The sequence below is a fragment of the Streptomyces sp. NPDC093598 genome (assembly GCF_044764825.1).
In the GTDB taxonomy this organism is placed as follows: Bacteria; Actinomycetota; Actinomycetes; order Streptomycetales; family Streptomycetaceae; genus Streptomyces.
Genome location: NZ_JBIWIV010000003.1, coordinates 432,333 through 448,978 on the forward strand (window position 1 = coordinate 432,333; position 16,646 = coordinate 448,978).

Annotated in this window: 15 protein-coding genes and 1 pseudogene; 8 read left to right on the top strand and 8 right to left on the bottom strand. The window is 71.8% G+C overall.

Annotated elements, in window-relative coordinates; translation table 11 throughout:
• The first annotated feature begins 33 nt into the window (after window positions 1–33).
• Window positions 34–890: pseudogene (locus ACIRDU_RS13795) on the top strand (LysR family transcriptional regulator).
• 171 nt (window positions 891–1,061) lie between these two features.
• On the top strand, window positions 1,062–2,393 hold the full coding sequence (locus ACIRDU_RS13800) for a phosphatase PAP2 family protein (RefSeq protein WP_403578303.1): 1,332 nt from the start codon (window positions 1,062–1,064) through the stop codon (window positions 2,391–2,393).
• Between the two features lie 99 nt (window positions 2,394–2,492).
• Here the strand turns inward: ACIRDU_RS13800 and ACIRDU_RS13805 are convergent, their stop codons facing one another.
• The 3 genes from ACIRDU_RS13805 to ACIRDU_RS13815 all read right to left on the bottom strand — a co-directional run bounded on the left by ACIRDU_RS13805 (window position 2,493) and on the right by ACIRDU_RS13815 (window position 5,434).
• Entirely contained in the window at window positions 2,493–3,224 is a 732-nt protein-coding gene (locus ACIRDU_RS13805; protein WP_403578305.1) for a cation transporter, read from the bottom strand.
• The gene (locus tag ACIRDU_RS13810; RefSeq protein ID WP_403578308.1) at window positions 3,224–3,559 is read right to left on the bottom strand and encodes an ArsR/SmtB family transcription factor; all 336 of its coding nucleotides are present in this window, start codon (window positions 3,557–3,559) and stop codon (window positions 3,224–3,226) included. The genes ACIRDU_RS13805 and ACIRDU_RS13810 overlap by 1 nt, the downstream gene beginning before the upstream one ends.
• 96 nt (window positions 3,560–3,655) lie before the next feature.
• Window positions 3,656–5,434, bottom strand: coding sequence for a hypothetical protein (locus tag ACIRDU_RS13815; protein ID WP_403578311.1), 1,779 nt, complete (start codon window positions 5,432–5,434; stop codon window positions 3,656–3,658).
• Between the two features lie 96 nt (window positions 5,435–5,530).
• Between ACIRDU_RS13815 and ACIRDU_RS13820 the strand changes: the two genes are divergently transcribed.
• On the top strand, window positions 5,531–6,364 hold the full coding sequence (locus ACIRDU_RS13820; protein ID WP_403578314.1) for a polyprenol monophosphomannose synthase: 834 nt from the start codon (window positions 5,531–5,533) through the stop codon (window positions 6,362–6,364).
• Window positions 6,365–6,559: 195 nt separating this feature from the next.
• On the opposite strand, the gene ACIRDU_RS13825 is transcribed toward ACIRDU_RS13820, so the two are convergent.
• The 4 genes from ACIRDU_RS13825 to ACIRDU_RS13840 all read right to left on the bottom strand — a co-directional run bounded on the left by ACIRDU_RS13825 (window position 6,560) and on the right by ACIRDU_RS13840 (window position 9,218).
• Window positions 6,560–6,985, bottom strand: coding sequence for a BlaI/MecI/CopY family transcriptional regulator (locus ACIRDU_RS13825; protein WP_403578317.1), 426 nt, complete (start codon window positions 6,983–6,985; stop codon window positions 6,560–6,562).
• A gap of 264 nt (window positions 6,986–7,249) precedes the next feature.
• Window positions 7,250–7,927 carry a phosphatase PAP2 family protein gene (locus ACIRDU_RS13830; RefSeq protein ID WP_403578320.1) on the bottom strand — a complete coding sequence of 226 codons (678 nt, stop codon included), beginning with the start codon at window positions 7,925–7,927 and terminating at the stop codon, window positions 7,250–7,252.
• Window positions 7,924–8,529 (bottom strand): phosphatase PAP2 family protein, encoded by a 606-nt coding sequence (locus ACIRDU_RS13835; RefSeq protein WP_403578323.1) that lies wholly within the window; start codon window positions 8,527–8,529, stop codon window positions 7,924–7,926. The genes ACIRDU_RS13830 and ACIRDU_RS13835 overlap by 4 nt, the downstream gene beginning before the upstream one ends.
• Window positions 8,526–9,218: a DedA family protein gene (locus ACIRDU_RS13840; protein ID WP_403578326.1), complete on the bottom strand. Its 693-nt coding sequence runs from the start codon at window positions 9,216–9,218 to the stop codon at window positions 8,526–8,528. The genes ACIRDU_RS13835 and ACIRDU_RS13840 overlap by 4 nt, the downstream gene beginning before the upstream one ends.
• 115 nt (window positions 9,219–9,333) lie before the next feature.
• On the opposite strand from ACIRDU_RS13840, the gene ACIRDU_RS13845 reads away from it, so the two are divergent.
• From ACIRDU_RS13845 to ACIRDU_RS13860, 4 genes are all read left to right on the top strand, one after another.
• A complete protein-coding gene (locus ACIRDU_RS13845; protein WP_403578329.1) occupies window positions 9,334–9,705 on the top strand; it encodes a BlaI/MecI/CopY family transcriptional regulator in 372 nt (123 codons plus the stop codon).
• Window positions 9,702–10,643: a M56 family metallopeptidase gene (locus ACIRDU_RS13850; RefSeq protein ID WP_403578332.1), complete on the top strand. Its 942-nt coding sequence runs from the start codon at window positions 9,702–9,704 to the stop codon at window positions 10,641–10,643. The genes ACIRDU_RS13845 and ACIRDU_RS13850 overlap by 4 nt, the downstream gene beginning before the upstream one ends.
• 117 nt (window positions 10,644–10,760) lie before the next feature.
• On the top strand, window positions 10,761–11,561 hold the full coding sequence (locus ACIRDU_RS13855) for a hypothetical protein (protein ID WP_403579005.1): 801 nt from the start codon (window positions 10,761–10,763) through the stop codon (window positions 11,559–11,561).
• 252 nt (window positions 11,562–11,813) lie between these two features.
• The gene (locus ACIRDU_RS13860; RefSeq protein ID WP_403578335.1) at window positions 11,814–13,049 is read left to right on the top strand and encodes an ABC transporter substrate-binding protein; all 1,236 of its coding nucleotides are present in this window, start codon (window positions 11,814–11,816) and stop codon (window positions 13,047–13,049) included.
• Between the two features lie 271 nt (window positions 13,050–13,320).
• On the opposite strand, the gene ACIRDU_RS13865 is transcribed toward ACIRDU_RS13860, so the two are convergent.
• A complete protein-coding gene (locus ACIRDU_RS13865; RefSeq protein WP_403578338.1) occupies window positions 13,321–13,956 on the bottom strand; it encodes a TetR family transcriptional regulator in 636 nt (211 codons plus the stop codon).
• Between the two features lie 154 nt (window positions 13,957–14,110).
• On the opposite strand from ACIRDU_RS13865, the gene ACIRDU_RS13870 reads away from it, so the two are divergent.
• Window positions 14,111–16,645 (top strand): beta-glucosidase, encoded by a 2,535-nt coding sequence (locus ACIRDU_RS13870; protein WP_403578341.1) that lies wholly within the window; start codon window positions 14,111–14,113, stop codon window positions 16,643–16,645.
• Window position 16,646 lies beyond the last annotated feature (1 nt).

Here is a 16,646-nt window from a genome sequence, read left to right on the forward strand (position 1 = left end):
TATCGACCGAGGTCGCAGAAGTACGATGACGGCGTGGAGACAAGGGAGTTGCGCTACTTCGTCGCCGTCGCCGAGGAGTTGCACTTCGGGAGGGCCGCACAGCGGCTGGGGATCGCGCAGCCCCCGCTGTCCCGCGCGATCGGCCGGCTCGAACGGCGCCTCCGCACGCCGCTGTTGGAGCGCACCAGCCGCGCGGTCACCCTGACGGAAGCCGGGGCGGTGCTCGTGCGGGAGGCCCGGGCGGCGCTCGACGCGGTCGAGGCGGCCGAGCGCCGCACCCGCCGCGCCGCGCTCGCCGCGACCGGCCAGGCCGGTGTGGTCCTCGCCACGAAGGCCGGTGCCTCCAGCGAACTGCTGGCGGAACTGCTCGGCGCCTACGCGGCCGAACCGGACGCGGTCACCGTCGATCTGCTGCTGTGCGGAATGGGCGAGCAGGGACCGATGCTGCGCGACGGCCGGGCCGACGTGGCGCTGCTGCACCTGCCGTTCGACACCACGGCCGGCCTGGACACCGAAGAACTCGGCACGGAGGGCCAGGTCGTGGTCCTCCCCGCCGGACACCCCCTCGCCGGCCGGCCCCACGTCCGCACGGCCGACGTCACCGGCCTGCCCGACCTGCCGATGCCGCGCTGGCCCGGCCCCGACGGCACCTACCCGGACGGCCCCGGCCCGCGCGAGCCCGGGACCACGCGCAACTGCTCCAGCTGATCGCACTCGGCCGCGCCTGCTGGATCGCACCGGAGTCGTGCCGGACCCAACTGCGCGAGGGTCTCGCCGCGGTGCCGGTACTGGACGCGCCGACGGTCACGACGCTCATCGCCTGGCCACCCCACAGCCGGTCCCGGGCGGTGGCGGGGCTGGTCCGCACGGCGATGCGGGTGAGCTCGTGAGAGGGGCGGTGCCGCCCCGGCCGGCCGACGCAGCAGCCGAGCCACGGCACTCCGATAGCATGTTCGAACTCGCGATGGTCCCCCATCGCTCTCCATCGACCCAGCCATTCGGATGAATCGGCCAAGAGATTGATACCCAGGGCATCGCGGGCGTTTTCGCGAACAAGCGGCATGACTTCGTGGGGCGCGTGGCGCCACTGGCGCGCGATGTTGTGGATCGCGGCGGGTGTGATCGCTTGCGGATTCCTCATCACGCTGGAGATCGCAGCACGCCGCTACGGCGAACCGGGCCCGATCACCAACCAGGTGCGGGCCCTGGTCTTCGCCCCCAAGCCGGGGCCGCTGTACGGCGGTCTGGCGTTGATGATGGTGGTGCTCACCTGGCGGCAACGGTTCATCGCGGCCGGCGCCGCGATCGGTATCGACGCCGTCCTGCTGCTGGCGCGACGGGTCGTCGACGCCGACATGTCCGACGGCCATGTCTTCGGCACCGGTGCGCTCTGGGTGATGCTGGGCTGCGCGGTCGTCGCCGTCACACGCCGCACCGGCCGCGAACGCGTCCTGCTGCTGAAGGGCGTCGGGCTGGGCCTGTTGCTGGTGGCCGCCCGCAAGACCGGCGACACCTGGCTGCTCATCACCTCGAAGACCCGCCCGACGGTGCTCGACCAGTACGTGGCGATGGCCGATCACGCGCTCGGCAACCCGTCGTGGCTGGCGGGCCGGATCGTCGAGGCCACCGACCCGTACAGCACCCATCTCCTCCAACTGGTCTACGGGCAGCTGGCGGTGGCCGCGGTCGTCGTCGCGTTCCACCAGCTGCGCAACGTGGCGGCCGAACGCCGCTTCCCGAGCCACCACCTGGTGCGCACCTTCCTGGTGATCGGCCTTCTCGGGCCGGGCATCTACATGCTCTTCCCGGTGGTCGGCCCGGTCTTCGCCTACGGCCCGGGCGCCTCGGGCACCGGCGGCGTGCAGTGGGCGGCGGCCGACCTGTGGCCGCACACGCCGTTGCCGATCACCGCCCCGGCCCCGATGACGTACGACGGGATCACCCCCCGCAACTGCATGCCCAGCCTGCACACGGCCTGGGCTGTCGCGATCTTCATCCACACCCGCAGGGCCCCGCGGCTCCTGCGGTTCGCGGGCACGTTCTGGCTGATCGCCACCCTCTCCGCGACGCTGGGATTCGGCTACCACTACGGCGTGGACCTAGTCGCCGGCGTGGTGTTCGCCCTCACCATCGAGGCGGCCCTGCGCTCGCACCAGCGCGGCTGGGACCCGCGAGGAATCCAGCTGGTCCTCTACGGCACCACGGTCTTCACCGCGCTGCTGGTGTCGTACCGCTACCTGCCGATGGAAATGGCCGGACATCCGGAGGTGTCCGGCCCCCTTCTCATCCTGCTGATGACCTCGGTGATCTACGGCTACGTACGGACCACCAGACGGTGGGAACCGACGGCCGCACCGACGCGGCAACCGGAACCCCAACCCGAACCGGTCTGAGAACCACCGCGGCGCCCGCAGGAACCCTGTCGTCGGCTGCCGTCACTCGTCGTCCGGGACGCCGCTTGGCGCCGTCAGCGGCCGTTGGGCGGCGGGTCGTCAGCCGCAGCATGCGCACCCAGGACGACAGCCGCACGCGTCCTCTTCGACGTCGGCAGACGGCACCGCTGATGCGGTGGGCGAGGCGCAGCAGCCCTCTCCCCGCCAGGCATCGCGGCCTTCCTTGACGGCGATCGCGGCGATCACGAGGGCGGCGACGGGGTCGGCCCACGACCAGCCGAGGATGGCGTTGAGGACCAGGCCGACCAGCAGCACGGCGGAGAGATAGGTGCACAGCAGGGTCTGCTTGGAGTCGGCCACCGCGGAGGCGGAGCCGAGTTCGCGGCCGGCGCGGCGCTGGGCTGCCGACAGGAACGGCATCACGGCCAGCGACAGGCCGGCGAGCACGATGCCGGGGACGGAGCGTTCCGCTTCTCCGGTGCCGCCGAGCGCGCGGACGGCGTCGATGCCGACGTACGCGGCCAGAGTGAAGAACGAGAAGGCGATGATCCGCAGGGTCGTCTTCTCGCGCGCCTCGCGTACGGCGTGGTCGCCGGCGGAGAACTGCCAGGCGACCGCGGCCGCGGAGGAGACCTCGATGACGGAGTCCAGGCCGAAGCCGATCAGCGCGGTGGACGAGGCGATCGTCCCGGCGGTGATCGCGACGATCGCCTCGATGACGTTGTAGGTGATGGTCGCGGCGACCAGCAGGCGTATCCGGCGGGCGAGTGCGTCGCGCCGGGCCGGGGACGGGCCGAGGGATATCGAGATCCCGGATGTCTCGGAGGCCATCAACAGCACCCCTTCTCCGCGGCGTCGGCGCAGGTCCGGTCCGCCTCGACTGCGATCACGGCGGTGCGCAGATCGTCGAGGGCGTGGCCGAGGCGCGCGTCGGACAGTTCGTACCGGGTGCGTCGTCCGTCGGGAACGGTGACGACGAGGCCGCAGTCCCGAAGGCACGCCAGGTGGTTCGACAGTCGCGTGCGGGAGACGCCGAGCACGTCGGCGAGATCCGCGGGGTAGGCAGGGGCCTCACGGAGGGCGAGCAGGATGCGGCAGCGGATGGGGTCGGCGAGCGCGCGACCGAAACGGACCAGGACCTCGATGTCGGGGGCGAGAGTCAGCACCCCCTCATCGTACAGGGAATCCTGAATTCAGGGAAACTTGGATTATTGCGCGCCCCGCCGGTGTCCGTGTTCCCTTCGCCTGGTGCGTGCCGCCGGTCACGCACCGCCTCGGACCGGTAGCGGGACCGGGGTGGTGGTGATCGTCATCGGTGTGCCCGAGACGGCGATGAGGTAGACGCGCGGGTGCCTGCCTCCGGGCAGGCTGTGGAAGCCGCCGGGGGCTCGCAGGACGTACCGGGCCCGTGCGTGCGGGCGCAGGACGGCGGGGCCGGACCTGGCGGCCCACCAGCCGGAGGCACCCTGTCCCGTGCGGGTGGCGAAGTGCGGGGCGATGGCGGTGCCGGTGGTGTTGGTGGCCTGGACGACCAGTGAGGTGATCCCCGTACGGGACGGGAACCGGTGGGTGATCGCCGTCCGGTCGATGGTCAGGTGCAGCGGCGGCGGGCTCGCGGCTGCGACGCCTGTGCACAGGAACGCGGGGGCGAGCAGGCCGGAGGCCAGGGCTGCTCGGGCCCGTCGGCCGCTGATGCGGGGCAGGCTGGGCTGCCAGGCCGTGGCCAGGGCGCGTGAGGGAACGGTCGCCGCGGCAGCCAGCCACAGCGGCGTCATCATCAGGAAGTAGCCGTCCTGGGAGCGGGTGGCGAAGTAGAAGGCGCACCAGGGCAGAACGGTCAGGGCCGGGCCGAGCCGCCGGACGAACAGCACGGTCGCGGCGAGCAGGCCGACGAGCAGCAGGATGCTGGCGTAGGAGTAGTAGTCCAGGCGACTGCTGCCGTCGGTGAAGTAGTAGGAGATGCCCATGGCGCCCTGTCCGTGCAGGATCGCCTTCTGGGTGAGCGGCAGCAGGCTGCCGGTCAGCCAGGCGCCCGGCGCCTGAGCGATGAAGTAGGTGTTCACCAGCAGCCAGGCCAGGAACGCGGTTCCGGCGTACCGGGCGGTCATGACGAGCGCCCGGCGGTGTCCGAGTTCGCCGCGCCGGGCGGCGTAGACCCCGATGAGCAGGAACGGCGTCAGGAACCAGGCGAGTTGCTGGGCGGCGCAGGCCAGGCCGAGGCAGACGGCGCGCAGTGCGCCGTGCCGCCCGAGCCGCCCGCCCGCGCCGGTACGGTGCCAGCGCACGACGACCGGCACGAGCAGGGCGAGTGCGGTGATGGCCGGGTAGCCGTCACGGGCGTAGGAGGGCAGCAAGCCGAAGCCGAGGCACACGGCGGTGGCCGCCGACCGCCAGGGCGCCGGGAGCAGCAGCCACAGCACCACGGTGCCCGTCAGGAGCGCCCCGGTGGTCACCAGGGTCGCGGCCGCCGTCGAGTGGAGGACGGCGTGGACGGGAGCGGCGAGCAGGGCGGTCAGCGGCGGATAGCCGTAGGTGTAGTCGGCACCGCCGGACATCGTCTTCGTGATGCCGACTCGTGGCGTGTCGAACAGCCATGGCCAGGGCTGCCCGTAGATCGGGTGCCCGTGCAGGATCTCGCTCGCGGCCTGCGCGGTGAGCGCCCCCTCGTCGGTGCCCGCGTGGTTGAGCCAGTACCCGCACAGCACCAGCGTGACCGCCAGGACGAGCACGCCGGCGTCGACCCGGGTCAGCGCCCTGCGGGTCCGTACCCCCAGGGTGAGCACCCCGGCGACGAAGATCCCGGCGTAACAGAGGGAGATCACGGCGGCGACGGGCGGCGCGGACAGCGTCGCGCTGGTCCACGCGGCCCGAGTGCCGATGAACAGGCTGATCGTGGCGAGCAGCGTCATGCCCCGGTGCCACTGCGGTGGCGCGACGTCCGGCGGAGGGGCTTCCAGCGGCACGGTGTGCGGCGCCGCCCCCACGGGGAGCGGCTCTGCGGTGGCCGTGGCACCGGCGCCTGTACGCGGATCGTCGTTCACGTGGCCTCTCCCTGAAAGCAACCAGGCGATCACCTACTACATCTTGTAGAGGAGAGATCGCCGTCGGCGGTTCCACCGACAGGAAGGGCGCTGCCCGTGAGCAAGGACACCGATGCGGATCGCATCCTGGTCGTCGTCCCCACCTACAACGAGGCGGACAACATCACCGCCGTGACGAGCAGGCTCCGTTCAGCCGTCCCCCGCGCGCATCTGCTGATCGCCGACGACAACAGCCCGGACGGCACCGGCAAGATCGCCGACGAGCTGGCGGCGGACGACGACCACGTCCACGTCCTGCACCGTCCAGGCAAGCAGGGCCTGGGCGCCGCCTACCTCGCCGGTTTCCGATGGGGCATGGAACGCGGCTACGACGTGCTGGTCGAGATGGACGCCGACGGCTCCCACCGCCCCGAGGAACTGCCGCGGCTGCTCGCGGTGCTCGGCATGGGCGCCGACCTGGTCCTCGGCTCCCGCTGGGTCCCCGGCGGCCGGGTGGTCGACTGGCCTGTCTCCCGCAGGTGGCTCTCGCGTGGTGGCAGCGCCTACTCCCGCCGGCTGCTGCGGTTGCCGGTCCGCGATGTGACCGGCGGCTTCCGGGCGTTCCGCCTGCGCACACTGCGGGGGATCGGCCTGGAGGACGTCGAGTCCCAGGGGTACTGCTTCCAGGTCGATCTGCTCCGTCGCACGGTCGAGCGGGGATTCAGGGTCGCCGAGGTGCCGATCACCTTCGTGGAGCGGCAGCGCGGCGCCAGCAAGATGAACCGGGCCATCGTCATCGAGGCACTGTGGAGGGTCACTGTGTGGGGTCTGCGTTCACGGCTGCGTCCTCTCATGCGGCTGCGGCGGGACGACGCGGGGCGCCGGCGGCGACCGGAAACGGCTCCTCCGGGCACCAACACCGGGCGCGACGTTGAACACCACGCCCACTGAGCCCCGATGGCCCCGGCCGGTCGGCGGCGGGTTCGGTGAGTTGGGAGAACGGTTCCGACAGCTTCCCCGGCGGGGGTCTGGTCCTCATCGTCTCAGCGGCCGCCTGGTGGCGTGCGACCGCCGCCACGTCGGTGCCACCGCCCTTCCGGCGTGGGCGGCCGTGACCGGAGAGGGGCGTACGCTGATCCGCGCCGTTCACGGCCCTTCGGGATACCGCGTGGCGCGGTCGGCGTGGTCATTCCCGGCCAGCAGCCGGTGCAGCAACCGCTCGTCGTGCTCGGAGAGTTCGGAGACGAACCGGGCCAGCACCGCTTCCCGGTCCGAGCCGCGCTCCAGCAGGGTGCGCATCCGTTCGGCGGTGTGGGACGCCTCGTCCCGGCCGGGCTCGTAGGCGTAACCGCGCCCCTCCCGGTGCCGGATCAGCATCCCCTTGTCGTACAGCCGCGAGAGGATCGTCAGCACCGTGGTGTACGCCAGGTCGCCCGGCAGCCGGTCCCTGACCTCTCTCGCCGTCAGCGGGCCGTCGGCCGCCCAGAGCGCAGCCAGCACGCTGCTCTCCAACTCCCCCCGAGCCCGTCTGCGGGACGACCCGCCGGGCTCGTCGTGCTGTCCGTCTTGCACTGTCCATGCCTCTCTCCGGCTCGGACTCTCAGGCTACGGCCAGCACGCCGGAACCGGTCAGCGCGGTGTGCGCCGTTGTCGTCGAAGCCCGGTGGCGGCCACGGCGAGCGACGGAGGTCGGAGACGGGAGAGGCGCGTGCATGCCGGCACGGCGACCGGCGCCCGACAAGGCGTGTACCGCTCGGCGTTTGAAGCTTCGATGAAGGGTGCCCGTGGCCCGCCCGGCGTCCCGCCGCAGTGCACGATGTGCCGGTCAGGATGCGTTCAGGCAGCCGGTGGCTCGGTCGGGGCGCCGCTGACGACCTGCTCGGGCAGCCACCTGGCCGCCGCGCCGAGGCACAACCCCAGCCAGCCGATGCCGAACAGCCAGCCGCCGAGGACGTCGGTGAACCAGTGCACCCCGAGGTAGACGCGGGTGAGTCCGACCGACGTCCCCCAGCAGCAGGCGGCGAGGGCCGGCAGGGTCCTGCCGCGGGGACCGCGCACCGACACGGCGATCGCGAGCAGCCCGGCGGTGAGGGTCGCGGTGGTGGCGTGCCCGGAGGGGAACGACCAACCCGAGGCGTGCGTCGCCCAGTCCGGCTGGGGCGGGCGGGGCCGGGCTGTCAGGTGCATCACGCCGTACCGGACGGCCTGCCCGGCCCCGAGGCAGGCGACGCACAGGCCCACGGTGACCAGACGGCCGCGTACGGTCCGCGCGGCGATGACGCCCGCCAATGCGGCCAGCACGTACGGGACCACACCCGTCCCCGTGGCGGTGAGCCCGCGGGCCAGTGCCAGCGCGACGGCCGGGCGGTGCCCCAAGGGCCAGGCGTGCAGGTCCTCGTCGCTGAACAGCACGTCGCCGTCGCCGCCGGCCACGACCATGGCCAGGACGGTGAACGCGGTCAGGGCGCCCAGCCCGACGGACCCGGCCAGGTCGCCGACGTCCCTGCGGTTCACGGATCCACCAGCAGCGGCCGTAGCCTTGTCGCGCTCAGCCGCCGTGCCAGCGCGTCGGGTCGGCTGCGTACGGCCGCGGTGAGCAGCAGCGCGACGAGTGCCCCGAGCGCCAGGCCGGCCACGACGTCGTGGGGGTAGTGCGCGCCGACCCAGACCCGGGACGCCGCCATCGCGACTGCCGCCACCACCGCGACCGCACCGAGCCGGCGGGAGACGAAGAGCAGCGCGACGGCGGCCGCGGCGGCTATGGCCGCGTGGTTGCTGGGGAACGACCAGTCGCCCGGCGCCGGACACGCCTCCAGCGTCGTCACTCTCAGGCTCTGGCAGGGGCGGTCCTCCCGCACCGCCAGTTTCAGCGCGTCGTTGACCGCGTACGCCGCCACGACGGTCACCGGTGCCGCCAGCGCGATCAGCGCCGGCCGGGCGCCGACGTGCCGCGCCCGCCACCAGCCCACGACCATGAGGACGGCGAAGAGGGCGAGCCCGTACGTCGACCAGGCGGACACGAGGCCGTCCAGCCAGGTGGGGGAGCGGTGGGCCAGACCCACCACGTCGGTGTAGGCGGAACCGTCGATCGAGGCCCCGTCGAAGGCGAGCATCATCCCTCCGCCCCCTTCTGTCCCGCGGCCGCCCCGCGGGAGCGGTACAACTCGGCGGCGAGCGGGGCCAGCGACAGGGCGACGATCACCCCGACCATCGGGAGCAGATAGCGGTCCACGTCCGGAACGGACGAGCCGAGGGCGTATCCGGCGAGGACGAGGCCCAGACTCCAGACGAGTCCGCCGGCCGCCTGCCACACGGTGAAGGTGCGCAGGGACACCCGCAACGCGCCCGCCATGGGATTGAGCACCGTACGCACCACCGGCACGAACCGGGCCAGCACAACGGCCTTCGCATGTCCGTACCGCTCCAGCAGCTCCTCCGCGCGCCGGGCCCCTTGGCGCAGCCGGGCCGAGCGGGAGGGGGCGAGCAGTGCCCCGCCCGCCTTCCGCCCGATCAGATAGCCGCACTGCGAGCCGGCCAGCGCACCCGTGGCGGCGGCGACCAGCAGTGGCACCAGGGACAGCCGCGGGCCGCCGGAGCCCGTCCCGGCGCCCAACAGGCCCGCTGTGAACAGCAGGGAGTCACCGGGCAGGAAGAAGCCGACCAACAGCCCCGTCTCGGCGAACAGCACCACCCCGACCCCCAGCACGCCGAAGGCGGACAGCAGCGACTGCGCGCTGAACACGTTCACCGCCAACTGCGATGTCACAGGCGCGGCCACGGTCGCGAGCCCCGTCACCCCTGTCATGGGCGAGCCCTCTCATACTGGACGGACGGGAGCACGTGGACACGGCGCCCGAGTGACTACAATCCTGTAGACGGTCTACTGCACTGTAGACGATGGCGGGGTGAGGATCGTTCCCATGAGCGACGCGAAGGACGAACGACGGCCGGCGGGCGAGCTCGAGGCCAGTGTCATGGCCGCGCTGTGGGGCGCCGGCGGCCCGCGCACACCCGGGCAGGTGCAGGCCGACCTCGCCGTGGACCTGGCTCGCACCACCGTCACCACGATCCTGACCCGCCTGCACGACAAGGGCGTCGTCGGCCGCGAGCGGCAGGGACGCGGCTACGCGTACTTCCCCGTCGAGGACGCCCCCGGCCTCACCGCCCGCCGCATGCACAGCGAACTCGACCGGGACACCGACCGGGAGACGGTCCTGGCCCGCTTCGTCGCCCGGCTCAGCACCGACGACGAGCGGATCCTGCGCGAACTCCTGGAATCGGGTGAGCAATGACCGCTCCGCTGCTGATCCTGCTGCTCGTCCCGTTGTTCCTGCCGTTCGCCGTCCGGCCGCTGGCCGGGCGCGCACTCGACCGCCTCGGCCCCGTCGCCGCGCTGCGGACGCTGACCCTCGCCGCGCTCGTACTGGCCGGAGCCTCCGTGTCCGCGCTCGGCGCGCTGGTTCTGACGGGCCTGCTCAAGCTGCCCCTCTTCGCCGCGCTCGGCGAGCTCGTCCGTCCCCTGCCCACACCGCCGGACACCCTCGTCCTGCCCGTGGCCGCGGCGGCCACCGGCATTCTCACCGTGAGCGCCTGGAGGCTGCTGCGCTCGGCCGTGCGCCAGATCCATGCCTTCCGCACCGCCCGCAGACAGGCAGACCGCAGCCCCGCCGCGGGCGACCTGTGCGTCGTCGACTCGCCTCACCCGGACGCCTACGCCCTGCCCGGCCGACCGCACCGCATCGTCGTCACCACCGCGATGCTCCGCAGTCTCGGCCCCGCTGAGCGCGAAGCCCTCTTCGCCCACGAGCGCGCCCACAACGCGGGCCACCACTACCGCTTCCTGCTCGCCGCGGAACTCGCGGCGCACTGCCACCCCGGCCTGCGCCGCCTCCGCGACACCGTCCAACTCGCCGCGGAACGCGTCGCCGACGAGGCCGCCGCCATCGCCGTCGGCGACCGCCACCTGACCGCGCGGGCGATCGCCCGCGCCGCCCTCGCCACCCACGCCACGCACTCCACCCGCCCGGACTTCGCCTCGGCCGCGACGACCGGCCCCGTACCGCAGCGCGTCGCGGCCCTCCTCGCGCCTCCTGCGCACCGCCCCCGCACGCCCTCCTGGATCGCCCTGCTCCTCGTCGCCTGCACGGCGTTCTCGGCCTGTGCGGCGGCGGCCGGCGTGGTCACCTTCCACCACGAGGTGGAGGTGGCGCAGGGCGAGGCGTCGCGCTGACCTGCCCCTTCACATTCGGAACTTCAGGTGATGAAGGGAAACTTATCCACCAGAAGCCCAAAAACCATGGCAAAGCGGGCTGGGGAGCGGGTGGTCGACCGTGTCATCGTGCGGGCCATGACGACACAGCACCTCTTTGACGACCTGGACGACCGGCCCCGCCTTCCCCTGCGCCCGATGGCGAACAAGGTGCCCGAAGTGACGGCCTTCTTCTGGATCATCAAGGTGCTGACCACCGGGATGGGAGAGACGGCGTCCGACCTCCTGGCCCGTGTGCTGGGCCCGATACCGGCGGTCGCCACGGGCGGTATCGCCCTGGTGGCCTCACTGGCCGTCCAGTTGGCCGTCCGCCGGCACATCGCTTGGGCCTACTGGACCGCCGTCGTCATGGTCAGCGTCTTCGGCACGATGGCGGCCGACGTCCTCCACGTCGGCCTCGGCGTCCCCTACACGGTCTCGACCCCCGCGTTCCTCGCCGTCCTGGCCGCCGTCTTCGTCCTCTGGTACGCGAGCGAGCGCACGCTGTCCATCCACAGCATCCAGACCCGCCGGCGCGAGACGTTCTACTGGGCGGCCGTCCTCGCCACGTTCGCCCTCGGCACCGCCGCGGGCGATCTCACCGCCACCGCCGGCCTCGGCTACCTGGGCTCGGTCGTCCTCTTCGCGGCCGCGATCTGCGTGCCCGCTCTGGCCCACCGCTTCAGCGGTCTGAACGCGGTGGCCGCCTTCTGGTCCGCATACGTCCTCACCCGCCCCCTCGGCGCCTCGCTCGCCGACTGGATGGCAGTGACCCGCTCCCGCGGCGGCCTCGCTCTGGGACTGGAGCCGGTCACCCTGGCGTGGACACTCGCCATCCTGGTCCTCGTCGCCTACCTGGCCACATCGCAGCGCGACAGGCGTGACCGCGCCGCAGCCTGACCTGGTACGACGCCGTGGAGGGTGACGGTCGCGGCCCGGCGGTGCCGTGGTCGAGAGCACGTTCCAGGGGCGGGCGCGTGCTGTAGAGCAGGGCTCGCATCCGGTTGATCGCGAACCGCCTACGGTCCCGGCAGGCCCGGCAGCCCGGTGTGGCCGGGCCGTGCACAACCCGGCGGTGCAGCGACACATGCGCAAGTGTGCGCCATGTCATAATGCATTCATATCTCGATCAAAAGGACATATGGGCATGTCATGACAGGGGTGCGCATCGCAGCGAGAGCAGCCGTCGCCCTGGCGCTGGCCGGGACGCTGGTCATGGCATGCGACGCCGACGGCGGCGGCTCGAAGCCGTTGACCTGGTCGATGTGGGCCAGCGGTGGTGAGGAACAGCAGGTCTGGCATGAACTCGCGGACCGGGTGTCCCGCGAAGATCCGCAGCTCACGATCAAGCTTGAGACCTCGTCCTTCGATGACTACTTCGCCAAGCTGGGCGCCCGTTTCGGCAGCGGCGATGCGCCCTGCATCGTCTCGATGCAGTCGCTCCGCACCACGGGCTACACCCAGGGCATGCTGCCGCTCGACGATCTGATCGCCAAGAACAAGTTCGATGTGACGGACTTCGACAAGTCCGTCATGGAGGGGCTGAGTGCCGACGGGAAGCAGTACGCGCTGCCGTACGACGTCGGCCCGGTGATCCTCACGTACAACAGGGACATGTTCCGCGACGCGGGGGTGCCGGAGCCCGAGCCGGGATGGACTCTGGCCGAGTTCGAGTCGGTCGCTCGTGAGCTGACCGGGGACCGGAGGTACGGGTTCGTCGCGTCGCCTCAGGATGTGTGGATGTTTCCCATGGTGCTGACCAAGACCGGGGCGCAGCCGGCCGACGGGGCGGGCAAACTGCGACTGACCACCCCCGCCATGACCAACGGCGTGCAGTGGTACGCCGACCTGGCGGCCAGGAAGAAGGTCGCCCCCCGCGTGCCCGAGGCCGATCCCCTGTTCGCCGACAGGGAGTTCCTCAGCGGCAACGTGGCCATGGGCGCCAGCGGTCCGTGGGCGTTGCTGAACCTGAAGAACCAGGCCGGCTTCCAAGTGGGCCTGACCACGATTCCCGCCGGCCCGGACGGCAGCAGGACGTACTCGGCCGGTTCCGGGTTCGGCATCTCCAAGTCCTGCCCGGACCCGGAACGAGCGTTCAAGGCGATCACGCTGATGACCGCCAAGAAGCAACTGGAGTGGCTCGGCGGGGTGGGACGTGCCTTTCCGTCACGTGAGTCGGCACAGCACGCGTGGTACGAGAACGCCCGCATTGCCGGTGCCCGAGAGGTCCTCGAAGCCGCCAACGCCACGGCGATTCCTCTGCGTACGACGAAACACTGGGAGCGGGTCAACCAACTGCTCAACCAGCATGGGAGCAACCTCTTCAACGGGGCGAGCTCCGCGAAACAGGTTCTGGAGCAGGTGCAAAGACAGGCCGGGCAGGATTGATCGGTGCGTGGGTTTCCTACGGCACTGACGGCGGCGATGAGGCCCCATGAGGAGCTCTCCACCCTCTGCCGGACCTCCGTCCGGCGAGCAGCGTTCGGGCGCGAATCCGGCACGCGGCCAGTGATCACAGCGGACAGCAAAAGGGCCCAGGTCTCTGACCTGGGCCTTCTTCTTCGTGGAGCGGGTGACGAGAATCGAACTCGCGCTCCCAGCTTGGGAAGTGACGGCGCTTAGAGAGTCCGGCAGACGGATGCGGGTGACAAGCTCGCCGTCAGGCGGGCTCGCCTGACAGGTCGGCCAGGAGCGCGTTGATGACCCGGTCCGTGACGGCGGCCATGTTGACGGAGTCGGGGGCGAGCAGCCACTGGATCTGGAGGCCGTCCATGACGGCGATGATCGCGGTGGCTGCCTCTTCGAGGTCGAGATCGGGCCGCGTCTCGCCGAGTTCGGATGCCTCGGCGAGAGCCTCGGTGACGAACGCACGCAGGCCCGCGTAACGCTCGCGGAAGTAGTCCTGGGCCGGGTGGTCTTCGGTGACGCTTTCCGCAGAGAGGACGGCGTAGAGCCGGACGATGCCTTCGCGTTCGGTGTTGCGGCGGACGGTGTCGACCAGGTGGCGCAGGAAGGCCAGGCCGCGGGGGCGGTCGGGGCCGAGTTGTTCGATGTCGGTCGCGTCACGCAGGTCCAGGACGCTGGTGAGCAGCTGGGCCTTGGAGCGGAAGTAGTGCAGGACGCCGGCCTGGGTGACTCCGGCGCGGTCGGCGATCTCCTGGAGGGAGGCGTTGTTGTAGCCGCGGGCGGCGAAGGTGTCCATGGCGATCTGCAGGATTTCCTGCCGTCGCTGCTGGGCTTTGAGGCTTCTTCCCGTGCGGGGCTGCCGCTCCCCGTTCGGCGTGCTCTCGCTCATCGTGCGGAGTCTACGGGGCTGTCGATCAGTGGTCACCCTCCGATCAAACCTGAGAAAGAACTTACGCACAAGGACTTACTAAGTACTTAGTAAGTGTGCTTTCCTGCTCCCGTTCCGCCCGCTTCGTGCCGCACCGCGGCCTGGAAGGACGAGCATGAGCCGCCCTGCCCTCCCCGATGACACCGAGCTCCGCGACCGCCTCCGCGGCCTGGACCTGGACTCCAAGGTCCGCCTGCTGACCGGCGCGGACCTGTGGAGACTCCCGTCCGAGCCCCGGCTCGGGCTGTCCGCGGTGACGATGTCCGACGGGCCGCAGGGCGTACGGGGGACCGGTGACGACCCTGACGAGACCGGCCTGCTTGCCCCCGCTCCCAGTGCGCTGGCGGCGGCCTGGGACACCGACCTCGCCGAGCGCCTGGGCGAGCTGTTCGCCACGGAGGCGCGCCGCAAGGGCGTCGACGTGGTGCTGGCACCGGTGGTGAACCTGCAGCGCACCCCGGTCGCCGGGCGGCACTTCGAGTACTTCTCCGAGGACCCCCTGCTCACCGGCACCCTGGCCGCCGCCGTCGTGCGCGGCCTGCAGAGCCGGGGCGTGGGCGCCTGCCTGAAGCACTTCGTCGCCAACGACTCCGAGACCGACCGCACCGAGTACCGCGCCCGGCTGGACGAGCGGACCCTGCGGGAGGTCTACCTCGCTCCCTTCGAGCAGGTCCTCGCCGAGGCCGAGCCGTGGAGCGTGATGGCCGCGTACTCGGGCCTGGACGACGGGACCGTGTCGGCGTCGATGACCGAGAACGCGAGGCTGCTGCGCGAGCTGCTGAAGGGCGAGTGGGGTTTCTCCGGGCCCGTGGTCAGTGACTGGGCCGCGACCCGGTCCACCGCGGCCTCGGCGGTGGGCGGTCTCGATCTGGTGATGCCCGGGCCCGACGGCCCGTGGGGTGACGCGCTCGCGTCGGCCGTGCGCGCTGGCGAGGTGGATGAACACGTCATCGACGACAAGGTGCTGCGGCTGCTGCACCTGGCTCGCCACGTCGGCGCGCTCGACGAGCCGGTGCCGGCCCCCGTGTCGTCCGAGCCCGCTCCGGAGGAGTACCGGTTGTTGCGCGAGGTCGCCGCCCGCGGCACGGTCCTGCTCCGCGACGAGGCCGACCTGCTGCCGCTGACGCCGACCGGTATCCGCAGCGTCGCCCTGATCGGCCCCAACGCAGTGGCGCCGTACCTCCAGGGCGGCGGCAGTGCCTTCGTCCCGGCGGTACGCACCGTCTCCTACGAGGAAGGGCTGCGCGCCGCGCTCCCCGAGGACGTCCGGCTGACCGTGCACCGGGGCGGCGACGCCCGCCTGCGCCTGCCGTACGCCTCGGCCGCATTGCTCACCGACCCCGAGACGGGCGAGACGGGCGTACGCGCCGACCACCTGGACGCCGAGGGCAACCGCATCGGCGGCGAGGCCCGCGCCACCGGCGACTGGACCATGTACGACGGCTTCGCCCCGCAGACCCACCTGGTCTTGCTCCGCACGGAGCTGACCCTCACCGAACCAGGCACGCACCGCCTGGAGTTCGGCTGCGCGGGGCGCTTCAGCGTCAGCCTCGACGGCGAGGAGGTCCTGGCCGGGGACGACGACCGGGGTGTGGAGTTGGTGCTGGAGTCCAGCCACGCCCACCCGCCGATGCGGGGGATCGACGTCGAGGTGGGGCCGCAAGGGCGCAGGCTTGCCCTCGCCCTGGACCTCACCGTCGTCGAGGCCGGTGGCTACGGCCGGTTCGTCACCGCCCAGCTACGGCACACTCCACCGGGGACCACCCCCTACGAGGAGATCGCCGAAGCCGCCGCCGCGGCCCAGGCCGCCGATGTGGCGATCGTCGTGGTGGGCACCAACGAGGAGGTCGAGTCCGAGGGCTGGGACCGCACCGGTCTCGACCTGCCCGGCCACCAGGACGACCTGGTCCGCAAGGTGATCGCCGCCAACCCGCGCACCATCGTGGTCGTCAACGCCGGCGCCCCCGTGCTGCTGCCCTGGGCCGACGAAGCCCCCGCCCTGCTGTGGTCATGGCTGCCGGGCCAGGAGGCCGGGCACGCGCTCGCCGATGTGCTGCTCGGCCGTACTGAGCCGTCGGGCCGCCTGCCCTGGACGCTGCCCGCCCGCGCCGAGGACGTCCCCGTCCCCGACGCCCGCCCTCGCGACGGCATCGTGGACTACACCGAGGGCGTCCACGTCGGTCATCGGGCCTGGGACCGCGACGGGCTCGTCCCGGCCTTCCCATTCGGCCACGGACTCGGCTGGACCCGATGGACGTACGAGTCCGTCACCCTCTCCCCGACTCCCGTCTCCGCCACTCTGCCCAGCCCCGCGGGCGGAGACGGGCTCGACCTGACCGTGGAACTGACCAACAGCGGCTCCCGGGCCGGCCGTGAGGTCGTCCAGGTCTATCTGGAGCCGCCGCAGGACGGCACCGACCGGCCGGTGCGCCTGCTCGCCGGGTTCGCCACGGTCCAGGCGGAACCGGGCGCACGCGTCACCGCCGAGGTGTGCGTGCCTGCCCGCGTCTTCCGGATCTGGGACAGCGAGGCGAGCGCGTGGCGTACTCCGCCCGGCCGCTACCGCCTGCACGTCGGACGCTCCAGCCGTGATCCGCGTCTCACCGCAGAGGTGGCCGTCGACGACGGCCGCCTGTACCCCGCAGTCTGAG